This is a genomic window from Aliigemmobacter aestuarii (assembly GCF_004799285.1).
GTDB lineage: Bacteria > Pseudomonadota > Alphaproteobacteria > Rhodobacterales > Rhodobacteraceae > Aliigemmobacter > Aliigemmobacter aestuarii.
The window spans coordinates 999,377-1,018,685 of sequence record NZ_SSND01000001.1 but is presented as its reverse complement, the minus strand read 5'-3'; the positions used below and the strand labels follow the sequence as shown (position 1 = coordinate 1,018,685).

Here is a 19,309-nt window from a genome sequence, read left to right as displayed (position 1 = left end):
GGCTGAACGGAATTGGTGAGGGAGAGTAAGGCATGTTTCGCAATTGGGGTTTCCTGCTGGGCGAGATCTGGGTGCTGCTGCTGCTGGCGGCGCTGATCGGGCTTTTGGCGGGTTGGATCATCTGGGGCCGCAGGGCCGCACCGGCACCGGTCGGGCATGACAGCGGCGAGGCGGATCGCCTGCGCACGGCGCTTTCGGAATGCGAGGCGCGCGGCAAGGCACAGTCCCGGCGGCTGACGGCGCTTGAACGGGAACTGGACGACGCCGGCAACCGTCTGATGAAGGCCGAGACCCTTGCGAAGGAAGCGACGGACGCCGCGCCGCAGGCTCGGCCGTCGCCCGTGATGCCCCCGGTCGCGGACCTGCCGGATGAATCCGTGACGGAACCCGGCAGGACCATGGCAGTGGAAACGGTCAGGCCCGAAGCCCTTGCCGCGGCCCGCGGCGGTCAGCCCGACGACCTGAAGAAGATCAAGGGTATCGGGCCGAAACTGGAACAGCTTTGCCACCGGCTCGGCTTCTTCCACTTCGATCAGATCGCCGCCTGGACCGTGGCGGAAATCGCCTGGGTGGACGAGAACCTGGAGGGGTTCAAGGGGCGGGTGACGCGCGACGAATGGGTGAAGCAGGCAGCCATCCTGTCGGCCGGTGGCTCGACCGAATTCGCCCGGCGCGTGCAGGATGGCGAGGTCTACTGACCTTCGGGTCAAGGTGAAGGGGCCGGGCGGCGGCATGTGCCGCTGGCCCGTTGCCCATAGTTTCGCAGGGCCCGGTCAGGCGCGCATGTGACGGGCCCGCGCGCCCCATTCGATCGCGGCGGCATGCAGCCGGTCGACGTTCAGTTCATGCCGGATCTCTTCCAGCATCCTGAGTTCGACATCCCGCAGTTCGCCATCGGCGGCGGCAACGTCGCAGGCCAGCGCATAGGCGGTTTCGTTCAACTCTTCAGGCAGGGCATCGCGGATCAGCCCGAACAGCGCATCCAGCCCGTCCTCTTCCTCGAACAGGTCGAAGACGGTCTGCGCGATGGTCGAGATGCGGTCGGCATCGTAAGAGCCGAAGATCGGCATGTGGTTCACCATGCGCTGGATCGCCACCAGTTCGGCGGTGCGCATCTGTTCGTCCGAGGCCGATACCGCGATCATCACGGCCACCAGCGCATCCTGCGGAGACATGGAAGGAGGCGTATCTTGCATGTGCAAATCCTTTTGCGTTTGCGGCGAGATTATTGACGCCACAGCCCCGCGGCAATAGGAGACGGGGGTTGCGGCGGCACGGGGCTGCCGCAGGAACGAGGATCCGCCCATGTCTGCCCTGCGCGACGCCGCGATGAAATCGAAAGCCTGGCCCTTTGAAGAGGCGCGCGCGATCCTCAAACGCTATGAAAAGAAGGCCCCCGAAAAGGGTTATGTGCTGTTTGAAACCGGCTATGGCCCTTCGGGTCTGCCGCATATCGGCACCTTCGGCGAGGTGGCGCGCACGACCATGATCCGCCGCGCATTCGAGGTGATCAGCGACATCCCGACGCGGCTGATCTGCTTTTCCGACGACATGGACGGGATGCGGAAAGTCCCCGACAACGTCCCCCAGCAGGACATGCTGCGCGCCAACCTGCAAAGGCCGCTGACCAGCGTCCCTGATCCCTTTGGCGAATTCGAAAGCTTCGGCCATCACAACAACGCCATGTTGCGGCGGTTTCTTGATACGTTCGGCTTTGAATACGAGTTCATCAGCGCGACCGATTTCTACGCCTCGGGCCGGTTCGACGACACGCTGCGACTGGCGGCGGAACGCTATGATGCGATCATGGAAATCATGCTGGCCAGCTTGCGCGAAGAGCGCCAGCAGACCTATTCCTGCTTCCTTCCGATCCACCCGGAAACCGGGCGGGTGCTGTATGTGCCGATCAAGCATGTCGATGCGAAGGAGGCCACGATCACCTTCGACGACGAGGACGGTCGCGAATGGACGCTTCCGGTGACGGGCGGGCAGGTCAAACTTCAGTGGAAGCCGGACTTCGGCGCCCGCTGGGCCGCGCTTGGCGTGGATTTCGAGATGTATGGCAAGGACCATTCGACCAACACGCCGATCTATGACGGCATTTGCGAGGTTCTGGGCGGGCGCAAGCCCAACCATTTCACCTATGAACTGTTCCTTGACGAGGCGGGGCAGAAGATCTCGAAATCCAAGGGCAACGGGCTGACGATCGACGAATGGCTGACCTATGCCGCGACCGAAAGCCTGTCTTATTTCATGTATCAGAAGCCCAAGACCGCCAAGCGGCTGTGGTGGGACGTGATCCCCAAGGCGGTGGACGAATACCATCAGCAACTGCGCGCCTATCCCGATCAGGATGTCGACCAGCAGGTGAACAACCCGGTCTGGCACATCCACGGCGGCAATCCGCCGGAATCGCGGATGGTCGTGCCGTTCTCGATGCTCTTGAACCTGGCCAGTGTGGCGGGGGCCAGCGATGCCAAGGGGCTCTGGGGTTATATCCGGGCCTATGCGCCCGAGGCCAGCCCCGAGACACATCCCGATCTGGACGCCGCCGCGGGCTTTGCGGTGCGCTATTTCACCGACAAGATCGCCCCCACCCGCACGTTCCGGCTGCCCGATGATCGCGAGCGGTCGGCGATCGAGGATCTGCGCGGGCGGCTGGCCGGATGGCACGGCGGCGAACACGACCCCGAAGCGCTGCAATCGGTGGTCTTTGCCGTGGGCCGGGAACATGGGTTCGAGCCGCTGCGCGACTGGTTCAAGGCGCTTTACGAAGTGCTGCTGGGGGCCAGCGAAGGGCCGCGATTTGGCGGGTTCATAGCGCTTTACGGCGTCGAGCAGACCATCGCGCTGATCGACCGGGCGCTGAAGGGCGAGCTGGCCGCCTGAGCGGGCCCGCCTTGCCTGCCCTCCTGACCGGCAAAGATTGACGGGCGCCGCCTGCGGCCTAGCTTTCCTTGCAGCGATGCTGCAAGGAGCCTGCCGATGCTGCGCCCGTTCGTCCTGTCGCTGGGTCTGATCTCTGGCCTCCTGGCCCCTGCCGCCGCGCAGGACGTCGGGATAGAGTCGACGATCCGCAACCAGATCGAAGCCTTCATTGCGGACGATTTCGCCCGCGCCTTCACCTTCGCCAGCCCGAACATCAAGACGATCTTCGGAAGCCCCGAGAACTTTGGCCGGATGGTCACGCAGGGCTATCCTATGGTGCATCGCCCCGCCGATGTGACGATGCTGGAACAGCGCGAGGTTGCCGGGCAGACCTGGCAGCGGGTGATGATCACCGATCAGGCGGGCCGTTTGCATGTGCTGGATTACCAGATGATCCGGACGCCGGACGGCTGGCAGATCAACGGCGTGCAGCTTCTGCCTTCGGCCGGGGTCGGGGCCTGAACCCGCATCGGGCCGTTGCGAGACGCAGGTGATGGGCGCACGCCGGCGTCGGTTTCGATTAACGCGGCCTTGCTAATTGCCTTGCCCTGACGGGCGCGGGCCTTGGGCTTTCGTCCGGGGCTGTGCAATCAGGGCAAGGATTTTGCAGATGAACAAGGCGATTACCGACGGTCTGGCGCTGATGCCCCCGCCGTTTTCGAACGGGCTGAATGCCTGGTCGCGCGAGGATGGCACCCCCGGGACCACCAGCTATGCCGGAGCGGCGGATGCCGCGCAGGTGCCTTCGGATCAGGACTTCGGCGGCTGTCTGGAACTTCAGAAGACCGAAGCCACACAGCGCCTGCGCTACAAGGGCGAAACCCCGTTCGAGCCGGGCCTGTATCTTCAGGTCACGGTCCGGATCAAGGCGGTCGCGGGTCCTTTGCCGACGGTGCGGATCGCCGCCCGGCCCAGCCTTGCGAATGGCAACCTCGTGACCGGTGTCACCGCCACCGGCCCGGCGACCGACCTTTCCGATTATGGCGAGGTCGTCACCCTGCGCGCGATCATCGGTTCCGGCAACCGGCAGGGCGTCGCGATGGTCTGGGGCACATCGCCCGCCTATTTCCACATCGGGCTGGACCTGACCGGGCCAAACGGCGGCGTCGTGCGGATCGACGACATCGAGGTGGAGGATGTCACCAGCTATTACCACACCCAGATGCTGGGGCTTGTGGATGTGCGCGATTATGGCGCCGTGGGCAATGGCACGACGAACGACGCAGCCGCCTTCGAGGCCGCAGATGCGGCCGCCGACGGGCGGACGGTGCTGGTGCCCGAAGGGGTCTTCCGCCTGAATTCCAACGTGACCTTCGAGAACCCCGTGCGTTTCGAGGGCACGGTTTCCATGCCTGCGAATGCACGGCTGTCCTGCACCCGCAACTTCGAGCTCGATACCTATGCCGCGGCCTTCGGCAGCGAGCTTGAGGGGTTCCGCCGCGGCCTTCAGGTCCTGTTCAACTTCACCGATCATGTGTCGTTCGACCTGCGCGGGCGCCGCGTTGACGTGAACGCCCCGATCGACGTCGCGGCGCTGGCCGGGATCAACAGTTTTGCCCAGCGGAGGCTGCTGACCAACGGGCAGTTGAACGCGGTGGCGAACGCGGCCTGGAACACCGACACCGTCACGGTGACAGGCACCTATGCGACCAATGACCCCAACCGGATCACCGGGCTGGCCAACGTCGCCAATATCCCGGTCGGCGCGCAGGTCACGGGCACCGGGGTGGGGCGCGAGGTCTACGTCAAGGAACGCAACGTCGCTGCGGGAACGGTGACGCTGTCCCGCCCGCTCTGGGGCGCGGCGGGCACCCGGCCCTTCACCTTCCGGCGCTACCAGTACATGCTGGATTTCAGCGGCTTCGCGGATCTGCAGAAATTCGAGATCACCGACATGGAGCTGCTCTGCAACGGTCTGTGCAGCGCGATCATGCTGCCGGTGCAGGGCCTGACCTTCCGCCTGGCCGACAGCGTCATCAACCGCCCCAGGGATCGCGGGATATCGTCGATCGGGACGGGCTGCCAGGGCATCCTGATCGACCAGAACCAGTTCCTGTCGAACGAACAGGCGATGCCGTCGCAGAACCGCACGACCATCGCGATGAACGTCAACGCGAATGACGCCAAGATCCGTGACAACCGAATCGTGCGCTTTGCCCATTTCGCGGTTATCGGCGGATCGGGCAACATGCTGATCGGAAACCATTTCTTTCAGGGTGACGACCAGACGGACGGCATCCGCCAGGCAGGTGTGGTGTTCACGCTGACCAACCTCAAGACGCTGATGACCGGGAATTACATCGACAACAGCTTCATCGAATGGTCGAACGAACACGACCCGGCGCCGGGGTTCAACAACGAATTCTCGTTCGGCGGACTGACCATCAGCGACAACATCTTTACCGCAAATGACGTGGCGGCCTCGTTCCGATGGCTGGTGGTCAAGCCGCGCGGGCCGGGGCATTTCCTGAATGGCCTTGCCGTCACCGGAAACGCCTTCCGCACCATCAACGGCCAGATCGACCGGATCGAGAAAGTCGATACCACGAACGCCAACCTCGATTTCGGCAAGTTCCGCAATGTGGTGTTCGAGAACAACACGTTCAACGGGATCAACCAGATCACGGCCAGCCCGGTGGTCGTCAATCATGCGCAGAACACGGCGGATGCGTCATGGACGGTGAACGGTGCGGATTACCTGCCCTTCAACGGATGGGCGCGCGCTGTGACCGCGATCGTGGCAGAGGGGGCGATTACCTCGGCCGCGGGGACGGACCGGCATGACATGCCCCATGTGCAGGTGGAACAGGGGGCGGGCAACGACCGCGTCAACCTGCGTTGGCCCGTCCCGGTGCGGGGGCGGGTGCTGGTGACGGTGCGCTGCGACAATCCCTCATGATCGGCGTGATCCCGAACGCGGAAAAGGGGGCGGCCTTGGCGCCGCCCCTTCGTCATGCGCGCAGGTCTGTCGCAGACAGGCGGAACGCACGCCCGAAGCCGCCGTTCAAAAGCGCCGCGACCGGTTCCAGAACCACGAAGGAAAAATCCGCGAAATCGGCATAGAGCTTGGCCTTGGGGTGCGCCTTCAGGTAGTGCTCGCGCAGTCCTGGCCGGGCCGGATCATCCGCGGCCAGGAACCGCGCCCGCGCCTGCACCATCAGGCGCGGATGGGTCAGCGGGTCGCCCTTGGGCCCGGGTTCCCCCACCATGAAGGCCACTTCGGGCCGCTGGCGCAGGGCCCTGGTGTGATGGGCGAGTTCCGAAATCAGTGTGACCGGCAGGCCATCGGGACCAAGGCCAAAGGCGATGCGGCTGATCCCCGGCGTGCCCGTTTCTGGGTCCGTGAAGGCCAGCGCGGCAAATCCCGCGCCCGCCAGCAGTGCCCGTGCCTCGGCGCGGGCCTCATCTGTCGCATCGGCGACCGGGTCGGGCTTTTTCGGCATTTGTAACACCTGTGAAGTGGCACGGTTGACAGGCGGGCGGCGAGGGCGCTTTGCTGGCACCGGTCAATCGCTACAGGTGACAGATGTCGGACGCAAGCCGCGCCACGGACCGATGGGAACAGTTCACCCCGAAACTGTTCACCGTAGTGCGCGAAGGCTATGGCGTGGCGCAGTTCCGTGCCGATGTCATGGCCGGGCTGACGGTCGCGATCGTGGCGCTGCCCCTGTCGATGGCCATTGCGATCGCCAGCGGCGTCGGGCCGGAGCGCGGCCTTTACACAACGATCATCGGGGGGGTCCTCGTCTCGGCCCTGGGCGGATCGCGGTTCCAGATAGGCGGCCCGGCGGGCGCGTTCATCGTGCTGGTGTCGGCCTGCGTCATGGCGACCGGGCTTGAGGGTTTGATCCTTGCGACCTTCCTTTCCGGTTTCATGATGATCGCCGCCGGGGCCTTGCGGCTGGGCACCTACATCAAGTTCATACCCTATCCAGTGACCGTGGGCTTTACCGCCGGGATCGCGGTGATCATCTTCGCCAGCCAGATCAAGGACCTGTTCGGGCTGACACTGGCCGGGCCGGAACCTGCCGAGATCCTGCACAAGGTCGAGGCGCTGTGGTCCGCGCGGGGCAGCGTGACATGGGCGGCGGTGATGCTGGCGGCGGGCACGATTGCGGTGATCCTGGGGCTGAAACGCTGGCGGCCGCACTGGCCGGGGATGCTGATCTCGATCGTGCTGGCGGGCGTTCTTGCCTGGGCGCTGGCCCTGCCTGCCGAAACCATCGGCACGCGGTTCGGCGAACTGCCCCGTGTGCCGCCCGCACCGACGATCCCCTCGCTTGACTGGGCTGCCGTTCAGGCGGCGCTGCCCTGGGCGTTCAGCTTCACGCTTCTTGGCGCGATCGAGTCGCTTCTGTCGGCCGTCGTGGCCGACGGGATGACAGGACGCCAGCACCGGTCGAACGCCGAGTTGTTGGCGCAGGGCGTGGCCAACATCGGATCGGCGCTGTTCGGGGGCTTCTGCGTCACGGGCACCATCGCGCGCACGGCGACCAATGTCAGGGCCGGGTCGCGCGGGCCTGTCTCGGGAATGCTGCATGCGCTGTTCGTCCTGGCCTTCATGCTGATCGCGGCGCCGCTTGCGGCTTATATCCCGCTGGCGGCACTGGCCGGTGTGCTGGCGGTCGTGGCCTGGAACATGGCCGAGAAGGAAGAGCTGTGGAACCTCGTCCGGTCCTCGCGCGGGGATGCGATGGTGGTGATCGTGACCTTCCTTCTGGTCGTGTTCCGCGATCTGACCGAAGGTATCATCGTGGGTTTTGCCCTGGGCGGGCTGGTCTTCATCCGCCGCATGTCGGACGCGGCCGAGGTCGCGCCGGCGGGGCAACGGCGGGAACATGTGCCCGAGGCCGGGCAGGCATCGGACAGCGACGTGGTTTTCTACAAGCTGCGCGGGCCGTTTTTCTTTGGCGCGGCGGCGCGGCTGGGGTCCGTGCTGGAACGGATCGCCGACCGGCCAAACGCCTATGTGGTCGATTTCGCCGATGTGCCCTTTATCGATTCCTCGGGCGCGCGGTCGTTCGAGCTTCTGGCGCGGAAATGCGCCCGGCAGGGCGGCCATCTGGTGATTTCCGGGGCCAATCCCGAAGTGCGCCGCATCCTTCTGGCGCAGGGCGTGCGCGAACCGCATGTCAGCTATCGCGCGTCGCTGGACGAGGCTCTGGCCGAGTACGGGCATGGCGACAGCACTTGATTCGCCGTTAGCGCTAAGCCAGAGCGCAACTTTCTTTCGAAACCGACCCGTCCAGCGCAATTGCCGCCAAGGCGACTGCGTTTTTCTTGGGTCGCTCTGGCGCAAGACCACCAGATGATGGGCAAATCCGTGGTGTCGATCACCGAAGCGTGAACACGTAACGCGCTGAAAAACACGGCAAATATCCGGCAAAATTTACGCAATTTACAAACTTCACGTGAAACGCGAAAATTAATTTACAGAAAAACGCAATCAATAAAAAGGGTTACTGATTTTCGCCTTAATGGTTTACAGTGCGCACGAGACCGGGTGCGCGAGAGCCCACGCGCCCCTTTGGACGGAATCGGCGGCGGATCGGCCGCCAAGGATGGAGGAGCTTGCATGTCGGATCAGGGTCAGGTCGTGGGGATGGTCCCCCCTTCGGCTGATTTCATCGCCAAGGCGCATATCGATGCAGCCGGCTACGAAAAGATGTACGCCGCTTCGGTGGCCGATCCGGCGGCCTTCTGGGCCGAGCAGGGCAAGCGCATCGACTGGATCCGGGATTATACCAAGGTCAAGGACACCACGTTCGATTACGGCCAGGTGTCGATCAAGTGGTTCGAGGACGGCACGCTGAACGTCAGCGCCAACTGCATCGACCGTCACGTCGCCACGCGCGGCGACCAGACGGCGATCATCTGGGAACCCGATGACCCGAAGACCCCGGCGCAGCACATCACCTATGCCCAGCTTCTGGAAAGCGTCAGCCGCATGGCCAACGTGCTCAAGGCACATGGCGTGGGCAAGGGCGATCGCGTCGTCCTCTATCTGCCGATGATCCCCGAAGCGGCCTATGCGATGCTGGCCTGCGCGCGGATCGGCGCTATTCATTCGGTCGTCTTCGCGGGCTTCTCGCCCGACGCGCTGGCGAACCGGATCAACGACAGCGAAGCCAAGGTGGTGATCACTGCCGATTTCGCGCCCCGCGGCGGCAAGAAGACCCCGCTGAAGTCGAACACCGACAAGGCGCTGTTCGACTGCTCGGACAAGGTCAAGTGCATGGTGGTCAAGCACACCGGCGACCAGACCACCTGGATCGACGGGCGCGACATCGACGTGAAGGCCGAGATGGCCGCCGCCAAGCCCTATTGCGCCTATACCGAAATGGGCGCGGAAGACCCGCTGTTCATCCTTTACACCTCGGGTTCGACCGGGCGGCCGAAGGGTGTGGTGCATACCTCGGGCGGCTATCTAGTTTATGCCTCGATGACCCATCAGTATACCTTCGACTATCATGAAGGTGACGTGTTCTGGTGCACGGCCGACGTGGGCTGGGTGACCGGCCACAGCTACATCCTTTATGGGCCGCTGGCCAATGGCGCGACCACGATCATGTTCGAGGGCGTGCCCACCTATCCCGATGCAGGCCGCTTCTGGGAGGTTTGCGCCAAGCACAAGGTGAACCAGTTCTACACCGCCCCCACCGCGATCCGCAGCCTGATGGGCATGGGGCCGGAATGGGTGGAAAAGCACGACCTGTCGTCGCTGCGCGTCCTGGGTTCGGTGGGCGAACCGATCAACCCCGAAGCCTGGAACTGGTACAACACCCATGTCGGCAAAGGCAAATGCCCCATCGTCGACACCTTCTGGCAGACCGAGACCGGTGGCCACATGCTGACCCCGCTGCCCGGCGCGATCCCGACCAAGCCGGGTTCGGCCACGCGCCCGTTCTTTGGGGTCAAGCCCGTGGTGCTGGACCCGGCCAACGCCGAGGTCAAGACCGAGACGGAAACCGATGGCGTGCTGTGCATCGCCGACAGCTGGCCGGGCCAGATGCGCACGCTCTGGGGCGACCACGAACGCTTCCAGGAAGCCTATTTCGCGCAGTACCGCGGCTATTATTTCACCGGTGACGGCTGCCGCCGCGATGCGGATGGCTATTACTGGATCACCGGGCGCGTGGATGACGTGATCAACGTCTCGGGCCACCGGATGGGCACCGCCGAGGTCGAAAGCGCGCTTGTGGCGCACGAGGCCGTGGCCGAAGCCGCCGTCGTGGGCTATCCGCATGACATCAAGGGGCAGGGCATCTATGCCTATGTCACGCTGATGAACGGGGTCGAACCCACCGACGCGCTGCGCAAGGAGCTTGAGGCCTGGGTCCGGACCGAGATCGGCCCGATCGCCAAGCCCGACCTGATCCAGTGGGCCCCCGGCCTGCCCAAGACCCGCTCTGGCAAGATCATGCGCCGCATCCTGCGCAAGATCGCCGAGAACGACTTTGGCAGCCTGGGCGACACCTCGACGCTGGCCGATCCCTCGGTGGTGGACGAACTGATCGAAAACCGGATGAACCGTGGCTGACGGGGTGGCTGACATCATGGCGGATACTCCCGTTCTGATCCTTCTCGGTCCTCCGGGGGCCGGGAAGGGCACACAGGCCCGGATGCTCGAAGAGGATTTCGGGCTGGTCCAGCTTTCCACCGGCGATCTCTTGCGCGCGGCCGTGGCCGCGGGCACCGAGGCGGGCCGCAAGGCCAAGGCGGTGATGGAAGCGGGTCAGCTTGTCTCGGACGAGATCGTTCTGGCGATCCTGAAGGACCGCATGGCCGAACCTGACACCGCGCGCGGCGTCATCCTCGACGGCTTCCCCCGCACCGATGGCCAGGCCGCGGCGCTGGATGCCATGCTGGCCGAAAAGGGCCAGAAGGTGACGGCGGCGATCAGCCTGGAAGTGGACGACGAGGCCATGGTCGGCCGCGTTTCGGGCCGCTACACCTGCGCCGGTTGCGGCGAGGGATATCACGACGAATTCAAGCAGCCCGCCCACGCAGGCACTTGTGACAAATGCGGCGGCACGGAGTTCAAACGCCGGGCCGACGACAACGCCGAGACGGTGCGCGAAAGGCTGAAGGCCTATCACGCCCAGACGGCACCGCTGATCGCCTATTACGACGGGCGCGCTGTTCTGGAACGGATCGACGCGATGGGTGCCATCGCCGACATCCGCGACGGGCTCGCGGCCATCGTGAAACGCGTTTCGGCGTGAAGGGAGGCTGCCGTCCCTCGGGGAAGGGGGGCGGTGGTATGGAGAGAAACCTCAGGGAGTAGCACTCATGGCGGACAAATCATCGTCCAACGCCTATTGGGCCGCGAACGTCCGGATCATCCTCATTTCTTTGGCGGTCTGGTTTGCGTGCTCGTTCGGGCTTGGCATCATCCTTCGCCCCGCGCTGAAGGGCATCATGGTCGGCGGCGCCGATCTGGGCTTCTGGTTCGCGCAGAACGGGTCAATCTACGTGTTCCTCGTGCTGATCTTCGCGTATGCCGCGCGGATGAACAAGCTCGACAAGGAACACGGTGTGGACGAATAAGGGAGCAGGGGACAGATGGATCAGTTTACCCTTAACCTGATCGTGGTTGGCATCACCTTTGCCATCTACATCGGGATCGCGATCTGGGCCCGGGCGGGCTCGACCGCGGAATTCTACGCCGCCGGTCAGGGTGTGAACCCGATCATGAACGGGATGGCCACCGGCGCCGACTGGATGTCGGCCGCGTCGTTCATCTCGATGGCGGGCATCATCGCGCTGGCACCTGCCGGCGGCTATCAGCAGTCGGCCTTCCTGATGGGCTGGACCGGTGGTTACGTGCTTCTGGCGCTGCTGCTTGCCCCCTATCTGCGCAAGTTCGGCAAGTTCACCGTGCCGGAATTCATCGGCGACCGTTTCTATTCGACGACGGCGCGTCTGGTGGCGGTGATCTGCCTCATCGTGATCTCGGTCACCTACGTGATCGGCCAGATGCGCGGTGTGGGCGTGACTTTCTCGCGCTTCCTCGAAGTGTCGACCGACATGGGCCTTTATATCGGTGCGGCGATCGTGTTCGCCTACGCCGTTCTGGGCGGCATGAAGGGCATCACCTACACGCAGGTGGCGCAGTACATCGTCCTGATCATCGCCTACACCATCCCGGCGATCTTCATCTCGCTCGCGCTGACCGGGAACTTCTTCCCGCAGCTCGGCCTGATCGGCAGCTATGCGCCTTCGAACGGTGAAATCTCGATGCTGGCCAAGCTGGACAGCCTCGTGACGGAACTGGGCTTCACCGCCTATACCGCCGAAACCTCGAACATGTTCAACATGATCCTGTTCACGATGGCGCTGATGATCGGTACCGCGGGTCTGCCGCACGTGATCATCCGCTTCTTCACCGTTCCGAAGGTTGCGGACGCCCGTTCGTCGGCCGGTTGGGCGCTGGTCTTCATCGCGCTGCTCTACACTGTCGCTCCGGCGGTGGGTGCGATGGCCCGTCTGAACCTGACGACGACCTTCTGGCCCGGTGCCGTGACCGGTCCGGCCCTGTCGGCCCCGGCGCTTTCGATCGCCGATATCGAAAGCAAGCCCGAACTGTCCTGGATCAACACCTGGAAAGCCACCGGCCTGCTGAACTTTGAAGACCGGAACGGCGACGGCATGATCCAGTACTTCAACGAACCGGCTGCCGTGGCGGCCGCCAACAAGGCTGTGGCCGATGCCCAGAAGGCACTTGCCGAAGCCGCGGCGGATGCCGACAAGGCCCCGCTTGAAGCTGCCGTGACCGAAGCGCAGGCCGCTCAGGCCGCCGCGCTGGCCGAAGCCAAGCTTGGCGACAAGTCGCTGGCCGAACTCGGTCTGGTCGGCAACGAACTGACCAAGGTCGACAACGACATCATGGTGCTGGCGAACCCGGAAATCGCGGCTCTGCCGGGCTGGGTCGTGGCTCTGGTGGCTGCCGGTGGTCTGGCTGCCGCTCTGTCGACCGCCGCCGGTCTGCTGCTTGCGATCTCGTCGGCGATCTCGCACGACCTGATCAAGGGCGCCCTGAACCCGAACATCTCGGAAAAGGGTGAACTGCTGGCCGCGCGTATCTCGATGGCGGTTGCCATCGGTGTGGCGACCTGGCTGGGTCTGAACCCGCCCGGCTTTGCCGCGCAGGTGGTGGCGCTGGCCTTCGGTCTGGCTGCCGCGACGATCTTCCCGGCTTTGATGATGGGCATCTTCTCGAAGCGCATCAACAAGGAAGGCGCGATCCTCGGCATGCTGGCGGGTCTGGTGTTCACCGCGGTCTACATCTTCCTCTACCTGGGCTGGTTCTTCATCCCCGGCACGAACGTGTATGCCAACACCCCGGCCAACCACTTCTTCGGCATCTCGCCGCTGTCCATCGGCACCATCGGTGCTCTGGTGAACTTCGGCGTGGCCTGGATCGTGTCGATGGCCACCAAGGCTCCGCCGCGCGAAGTGGTGGATCTGGTGGAATCGATCCGCATCCCGCGCGGCGCCGGCAAGGCGCAGGCCCACTGATGATGACGGCGCGTCCCCGCTCAGGGGGCGCGCCACCCAACAAGGGCGGCGACCATGATTCCATCTGACGATCCCATCATCGGTTTTCTGGAAAGCGTCCATCCCTACGATACCCTGCCGCGGGACGAACTGGCGCGGGTCGCCGGTTCCTTCAGCCGCAGGGAATTCGCCGCGGGCGAAGAGGTCTATCACGCGGGTGAGCCGCTCAAGGGTCTTTACCTTGTCAAGCGTGGTTCGGTCGAGGTTCTGGAACCTTCGGGCGGGCTTGTGTCGCTTCTTGGGGTGCGCAACAGTTTCGGCGAACGGGGGCTGATGCGCGACGGGCTGGCGGTGACGACCGCGCGCGTGACCGAGGATGCGGTCCTTCTGCTGCTTCCCACGGCCGAATTCCGGCGCCTGATCGCGACCTTCCCGGCTTTCGAACGGTTCTTCAACCGCGGCCGGTCGTCCGAGGGGCGCAACACCGACCTGACGACGTTGAAGGTGGGCGACCTGATGGCGCGCAAGCCGGTCACGGTGGGCGCCGCCGACAGCGTGCGCACCGCGGCACAGAAGATGCGCGACGCGCATGTCTCAAGCCTGGGCGTCGTCGAGGATGGCCGCTTCGTCGGCATCGTGACGACCCGCGACATGACGAACAAGGTTCTGGCCAGCGGGATGGACCCGGCCACGCCCGTGGGCGAGGTGATGACCGCAGACCCGGTGGCCCTGACCCCCGAAAGCCTGGGTTCCGACATCCTTCACATCATGCTGGAACGCCGGATCGGACACCTGCCGGTGGTCGACGATGGCCGCCTTGTCGGCATGGTCACCCAGACCGACATCACCCGGTTTCAGGCCGTGTCCTCGGCGCTTCTGGTCCGCGACGCGGCCACCGCCGAGACGGTCGAGGAAATGGCCGCCGTCACGGCGCGCATCCCGAAACTGCTGGTCCAGCTTGTCGGCGGCAACAACGCGCACGAGGTCGTCACCCGCCTGATCACCGACATCGCCGACACGGTGACGCGCCGGCTTCTGGCCATGGGCGAGGCACAGCTTGGCCCCGCGCCGGTGCCGTATCTCTGGCTGGCCTGCGGAAGCCAGGGACGGCAGGAACAGACGGGCGTGTCGGATCAGGACAACTGCCTGTTCATCGACGACAGCGCCACCGATGACGACATGGCCTATTTCGCCGATCTGGCGCGCTTCGTTTCGGACGGCCTGCACGCCTGCGGCTATGTCTATTGCCCCGGCGACATGATGGCGACCAACCCGCAATGGTGCCAGCGCATGTCGGTCTGGCGCGGGTATTTCAGCGGCTGGGTCAACAAGCCCGATCCGATGGCCCAGATGTTGGCCAGCGTGATGTTCGACCTGCGGCCGATCGGCGGTGCCGCCAGCCTGTTCCGCGACCTTCAGGCCGAAACGCTGGAAATGGCCGCGAAGAATTCCATCTTCGTCGCGCACATGATCTCGAACAGCCTCAAACACACGCCGCCGCTTGGCCTGTTGCGGGGCTTTGCCACGATCCGGTCGGGCGAACACAAGAACCACATCGACATGAAGCACAACGGCGTGGTGCCGGTGGTCGATCTGGGCCGCATCTACACGCTGATCGGCCAACTGGAACCGGCGAACACCCGCGCGCGCCTGCTGGCCGCCGAGGATGCGGGCGTGATCTCGACCTCGGGCGCGCGCGACCTGATCGAGGCCTATGACCTGATCGCCCAGACCCGGCTGGAAAACCAGGCGCGGCTGGTCCGGTCGGGCCGCAAGCCCGACAATTTCCTGGCGCCGTCCGATCTGTCGGATTTCGAACGAAGCCACCTGCGCGACGCCTTCGTGGTGGTGCGGACGATGCAATCCGCCATCGGCTCGGCCCGTGGCGCGCGAGGATAACAGAGGAAGAACATGGCACTCGAACTGATCGCCGCCATCGTCGCCGCCATGGGCTTTGGCGGGATCGCGCTGCTGATGCGCAAGATTTCCGGTTCGAGGATTCCCCGCTGGTTCGTCACGGTCGTCGCGGCGGCGGGGCTGATCGGCGTGACGATCTGGCTGGAATATGACTGGTTCGACCGCGTGTCGGGCGAACTGCCCGAGGGGTTCGAGATCGTCGAGACCCGGACCGAACCGCAGGCCCTGCGCCCCTGGACCTTCATCGTGCCGATGACTTCGGGCTTTCTGGCGATGGACCGGTCCAAGACCGCCCGCCATCCGGAACGCGCCGAACTGAAGGTCGTGCAGCTTTTCGCCTTTGAACGCTGGAAGAACCCCAGAAACGCCCTGATGGTGTTCGACTGCGCCGAAGGGCGCCGCGTGCCCGTGACGGAAGGCATGAACATTGGTCCCGATGGCACGCTGACCGGTGCCGAATGGATTGTACCCGAGACGGAAGACAGATTGCAGAAGGCGGCCTGCCAGGAGGATTGATATGGCCGACGGAGGGAGGAAACATCGCGTTCTCGTCGTCGAGGACGAGGACAACATCGCCATCGCGCTGGATTTCCTGATGACGCGCGAAGGCTATGACCATGACCGCATCGCCAGCGGCGGCGAGGCGTTGGAGCGGATCCGCGCCACGCATCCCGATCTGGTCCTGCTCGACGTGATGCTGCCGGAAGTGTCCGGCTATGAGATCTGCCAGGGGGTGCGGCTTGATCCGGACCTTGCGGATGTGAAGATCCTGATGATGACCGCGCGCGGGTCGGCCATCGAACGCAAGAAGGGTCTGGCCCTCGGCGCCGACGGATTCATCTCGAAGCCCTTCGAATTGAAGGAGTTGCGCGAAGAGGTCCGCCGCCTGCTGGGCGAGGGGGCCTGATCCATGCTGTCAAGGCTCAGCCTGCGGGTAAGGATGTTCCTGTTCTTCGCCGCGCTGGCCGTGGGGGCGGTGGCGGCGGTGGGGGTCGGCCTTTGGCTGGGATACCGGCGCCTTGGTGATCCGGAAACGCTTTCGGCCTTCATCCAGGGCGGCACTGTCGGTGGCTTTGCCATCTTCGGACTGACCGCCTGGGTCTGGTACCTGTTCGACATGAACGTCGCCAAACCGATCGAGACGCTGGCGGGTTCGCTGCGTGCGCGCGCCCATTCCGATGCGTCGGGCGACATGAACGCCGAAATCGCGCGCTATCTGGGCGATCTGGCCCCCGCGGCGAAGGCGGCGGCGGCAAGCCTCGATGAAACCCGCAATGCGCTGGCCGAAGCGGTGGCACGGGAAACCACGCGCCTTGCCTCGGAAAAGGAGAGGCTTGAAACCCTGCTGTCGGATGTGCCCGTGGGGGTGCTGCTGTGTTCGGCCGATCATCAGCTGGTCTTCTACAACGGGCAGGCTGTGGAACTGATCGGCGCCGGGGCTGCCGCGCCCGGACTGGACCGCAAGCTGTTCGATTACCTGCGGGCGGGGCCTGTAAAGCTCGCCTATGACCGTCTTGTCGCCACCGGCGACGAGGATGCCGCCTCGGACCTGCTGGCCACGACGGTGGGCGAGGCGCGTGTTCTTGCCGCAAGGATGCGGCTTTTGCCGGTCGATGCGGGTTCGGCCCCCGGCTATGTCCTGACCTTGCGCGATGTGACCGGCGATCTGGCGATGCATGCCCGGCGCGAGGCGCTGATGGCCGAAATCTTCGACCGCCTGCGCCGGCCAGCGGCCAACCTTGCCACCCTGATGGGCGTGCTGCCCGAAGGCGAAGCGCCGCCGCCCCGCATTGAAAAGGCGCTGCGCGACGAGGTCTCGGCCCTGTCGCAGGCTGTGACCGACCTGGGCCGCCGCCACGACGAGGGCCGCAGCGAAGGCTGGCCGCTGTCCCTGACCCGCGCTTCCGACCTGATCGACGGCCTGCGCGCGCGGATGGAGGCGGACGGCTACCGGGTCGAAACCGAAACCGCGCCACTCATGCTGCGCTGCAACGGGTTCGAGGTGATCGGGCTTCTGGACATGCTGGCGCTGCGTCTGGCGCGGGCAGGGCATGGCGACGCCTTCCGCGTCACGCTGGCCGAGGACGGGACCGAGGCCATGATCCGCCTGTCGTGGCAGGGCCGGACCCTTTCCGTCACGGACCTGGAAAGCTGGCTGTCCGAACCGCTTGACCCCGCCGTGCCGCAGGTCACGGGCCGTTCGGTCCTGGCGGCGCATGCGACCGAGATCTGGCCCGAACCCGCCGGGGCCGGCCGGGCGCAGCTTTGCCTGCCGATCCGCGCCGCCCGGCGCGAGGTGAAGCGGCCAAAGCCCGTCGTCCGGGCCGTCGTCTACGATTTCGATCTTCTGTCGAAGGCGAGGAACGAGGAAGTGGCCGCCGCCCGCCTGGAAGACCTGACCTATGTCGTCTTCGACACCGAAACCACCGGCCTGATGCCCGCCCATGGCGACGAGATCGTGCAGATCGCCGCCGTGCGGATCGTCAACGGCAAGCGGGTCGAGGCCGAGGTCTTCGACACGCTGGTCAATCCCCGCCGCCCGATCCCGCCCGGATCGACCGAAGTGCATGGCATCACCGAGGCGATGGTGTCCGAGGCCCCTTTCATCGAGGAGGTGGGCCGCGCCTTCCACAAGTTCGCCGAGGGCGCCGTGCTGGTGGCGCATAATGCGCCCTTCGACATGGAATTCCTGCGCCGCCACGAAGACGGGATCGGGCAGCGCTTCGACAACCCGATCCTCGATACGGTTCTTCTTTCGGCGGTCGTCTATGGCCAGCACGAGGTGCACAGCCTTGATGCGCTGAGCCACAGGCTTGGCATCACCATCCCCGAGGAGGCCCGCCACACCGCCATCGGCGACACGGTGGCCACGGCCGATGCCTTCCTGAAGCTGGTGCCCATGCTGAAGGGGCGCGGCCTGACCACCTTTGGCGAGGTCCTGACCGAAGTGCGCCGCCACGGCCGCCTGTTGAAGGATCTGAACTGATCCGGGGCTTTCGGCGCACAGGCGATAGGGGGGCTGTCTGGCCCTCGTTGCCCGCGGCAGATTGACCGCACCGAGTGTATTTCCGAACAGGTGAGGGACGATCCGGGTCAAAGGTGGCCCCTTTTCGTTTCGGCTAGCCCCTCGCTGGCGCCGTCAACCCGCGAACGGGTCCGAAGGATAGCCGACCCCGGTCAGATACAGCCCCTGCGGCGGGCAGACCGGGCCGCAGGCGGCGCGGTCGCGGGCGGCAAGCGCGGCGCTGACGTCGTCGGGGCTCCAGCCCCCGGCGCCCACCCGCTCCAGCGTTCCCACGATCGACCGGACCTGGTTGTGCAGGAAGCTGCGCGCCCTGAGCGCAAAGCGGTATTCGCGCCCGCCGGGGTAGGGGTGTTCGGTGATCGCGATCTCGTCCAGCGTCTTGACCGGCGATTGCGCCTGACAAATGGATGACCGGAAGGTGGTGAAGTCGTGATGCCCGATCAGGCGCGCAGCCCCGGCGCGCATCCCGGCAAGGTCAAGCGGGTTCATCACCTGCCAGACAAGCCCCGCATCATGCGTCACGGGCGCGCGGCGCTGGACAAGGCGGAACAGGTAGCGCCGTTCAATGGCCGAAAACCGGGCGTGGAACGTGTCATCGACGCGGACCGTCGAAAGGATCGCCACCGGGGCAGGTTTCAGATGCCAGTTCAGCGCTTCGGACAGGCGGAACGGATCCCAATCGCGCGCGAGGTCGCAATGCGCGACCTGCCCCGTCGCATGGACGCCCGCATCGGTGCGGCCCGCCGCCGCGATGGTATGCGCCCCCGGTTCCAGCCGCGACAGCGCCGTCTCGATCGCGGCCTGCACCGAAGGCTGGCCTTGCGCCTGCCGTTGCCAGCCACTGAACGGGCCGCCGTGGTATTCGATCTTCAGTGCAAATCTGGGCATGGCGCGGGCATAGCGCGGGGCGCGCGCGCTGGCAACGGTCGGCACGCGCGG

16 protein-coding genes are annotated in these 19,309 nt (G+C 65.1%); 13 read left to right on the top strand and 3 right to left on the bottom strand.

Annotated features, from left to right (window positions below; genetic code table 11):
* Positions 1-32: 32 nt before the first annotated feature.
* Positions 33-698 carry a hypothetical protein gene (locus E7811_RS04895; protein WP_136393437.1) on the top strand — a complete coding sequence of 222 codons (666 nt, stop codon included), beginning with the start codon at positions 33-35 and terminating at the stop codon, positions 696-698.
* Between the two features lie 75 nt (positions 699-773).
* On the opposite strand, the gene E7811_RS04890 is transcribed toward E7811_RS04895, so the two are convergent.
* Complete coding sequence (locus E7811_RS04890) at positions 774-1,196, bottom strand: tellurite resistance TerB family protein (RefSeq protein ID WP_246020216.1); 423 nt, start codon at positions 1,194-1,196, stop codon at positions 774-776.
* A 109-nt stretch (positions 1,197-1,305) separates the two neighbouring features.
* Here E7811_RS04890 and E7811_RS04885 point away from each other — a divergent pair, with 109 nt between their 5' ends.
* The 3 genes from E7811_RS04885 to E7811_RS04875 all read left to right on the top strand — a co-directional run bounded on the left by E7811_RS04885 (position 1,306) and on the right by E7811_RS04875 (position 5,827).
* On the top strand, positions 1,306-2,889 hold the full coding sequence (locus E7811_RS04885) for a lysine--tRNA ligase (RefSeq protein WP_136393435.1): 1,584 nt from the start codon (positions 1,306-1,308) through the stop codon (positions 2,887-2,889).
* Between the two features lie 96 nt (positions 2,890-2,985).
* A complete protein-coding gene (locus tag E7811_RS04880; RefSeq protein ID WP_136393434.1) occupies positions 2,986-3,390 on the top strand; it encodes a DUF4864 domain-containing protein in 405 nt (134 codons plus the stop codon).
* A 148-nt stretch (positions 3,391-3,538) separates the two neighbouring features.
* Complete coding sequence (locus E7811_RS04875; RefSeq protein WP_136393433.1) at positions 3,539-5,827, top strand: glycosyl hydrolase family 28-related protein; 2,289 nt, start codon at positions 3,539-3,541, stop codon at positions 5,825-5,827.
* A 52-nt stretch (positions 5,828-5,879) separates the two neighbouring features.
* On the opposite strand, the gene E7811_RS04870 is transcribed toward E7811_RS04875, so the two are convergent.
* Positions 5,880-6,371, bottom strand: coding sequence for a HugZ family pyridoxamine 5'-phosphate oxidase (locus E7811_RS04870; RefSeq protein ID WP_136393432.1), 492 nt, complete (start codon positions 6,369-6,371; stop codon positions 5,880-5,882).
* 83 nt (positions 6,372-6,454) lie between these two features.
* Between E7811_RS04870 and E7811_RS04865 the strand changes: the two genes are divergently transcribed.
* The 9 genes from E7811_RS04865 to E7811_RS04825 all read left to right on the top strand — a co-directional run bounded on the left by E7811_RS04865 (position 6,455) and on the right by E7811_RS04825 (position 18,331).
* Positions 6,455-8,122: a SulP family inorganic anion transporter gene (locus tag E7811_RS04865; protein WP_168732928.1), complete on the top strand. Its 1,668-nt coding sequence runs from the start codon at positions 6,455-6,457 to the stop codon at positions 8,120-8,122.
* Between the two features lie 381 nt (positions 8,123-8,503).
* A complete protein-coding gene (gene acs / locus E7811_RS04860) occupies positions 8,504-10,468 on the top strand; it encodes an acetate--CoA ligase (RefSeq protein ID WP_168732927.1) in 1,965 nt (654 codons plus the stop codon).
* Positions 10,469-10,484: 16 nt separating this feature from the next.
* The gene (locus E7811_RS04855) at positions 10,485-11,153 is read left to right on the top strand and encodes an adenylate kinase (RefSeq protein ID WP_136393431.1); all 669 of its coding nucleotides are present in this window, start codon (positions 10,485-10,487) and stop codon (positions 11,151-11,153) included.
* A 67-nt stretch (positions 11,154-11,220) separates the two neighbouring features.
* Complete coding sequence (locus E7811_RS04850; RefSeq protein ID WP_136393430.1) at positions 11,221-11,478, top strand: DUF4212 domain-containing protein; 258 nt, start codon at positions 11,221-11,223, stop codon at positions 11,476-11,478.
* A gap of 15 nt (positions 11,479-11,493) precedes the next feature.
* Complete coding sequence (locus E7811_RS04845; protein WP_136393429.1) at positions 11,494-13,449, top strand: sodium:solute symporter family protein; 1,956 nt, start codon at positions 11,494-11,496, stop codon at positions 13,447-13,449.
* 54 nt (positions 13,450-13,503) lie between these two features.
* On the top strand, positions 13,504-15,327 hold the full coding sequence (locus E7811_RS04840; protein ID WP_136393428.1) for a DUF294 nucleotidyltransferase-like domain-containing protein: 1,824 nt from the start codon (positions 13,504-13,506) through the stop codon (positions 15,325-15,327).
* Between the two features lie 12 nt (positions 15,328-15,339).
* Positions 15,340-15,861, top strand: coding sequence for a hypothetical protein (locus tag E7811_RS04835; RefSeq protein WP_136393427.1), 522 nt, complete (start codon positions 15,340-15,342; stop codon positions 15,859-15,861).
* Between the two features lies 1 nt (position 15,862).
* Positions 15,863-16,252, top strand: a complete 390-nt coding sequence (locus E7811_RS04830; RefSeq protein WP_136393426.1) for a response regulator transcription factor — start codon at positions 15,863-15,865, stop codon at positions 16,250-16,252.
* A gap of 3 nt (positions 16,253-16,255) precedes the next feature.
* Complete coding sequence (locus tag E7811_RS04825; protein ID WP_136393425.1) at positions 16,256-18,331, top strand: 3'-5' exonuclease; 2,076 nt, start codon at positions 16,256-16,258, stop codon at positions 18,329-18,331.
* A gap of 153 nt (positions 18,332-18,484) precedes the next feature.
* On the opposite strand, the gene truA is transcribed toward E7811_RS04825, so the two are convergent.
* A complete protein-coding gene (gene truA / locus E7811_RS04820) occupies positions 18,485-19,258 on the bottom strand; it encodes a tRNA pseudouridine(38-40) synthase TruA (RefSeq protein ID WP_136393424.1) in 774 nt (257 codons plus the stop codon).
* Positions 19,259-19,309: the final 51 nt, after the last annotated feature.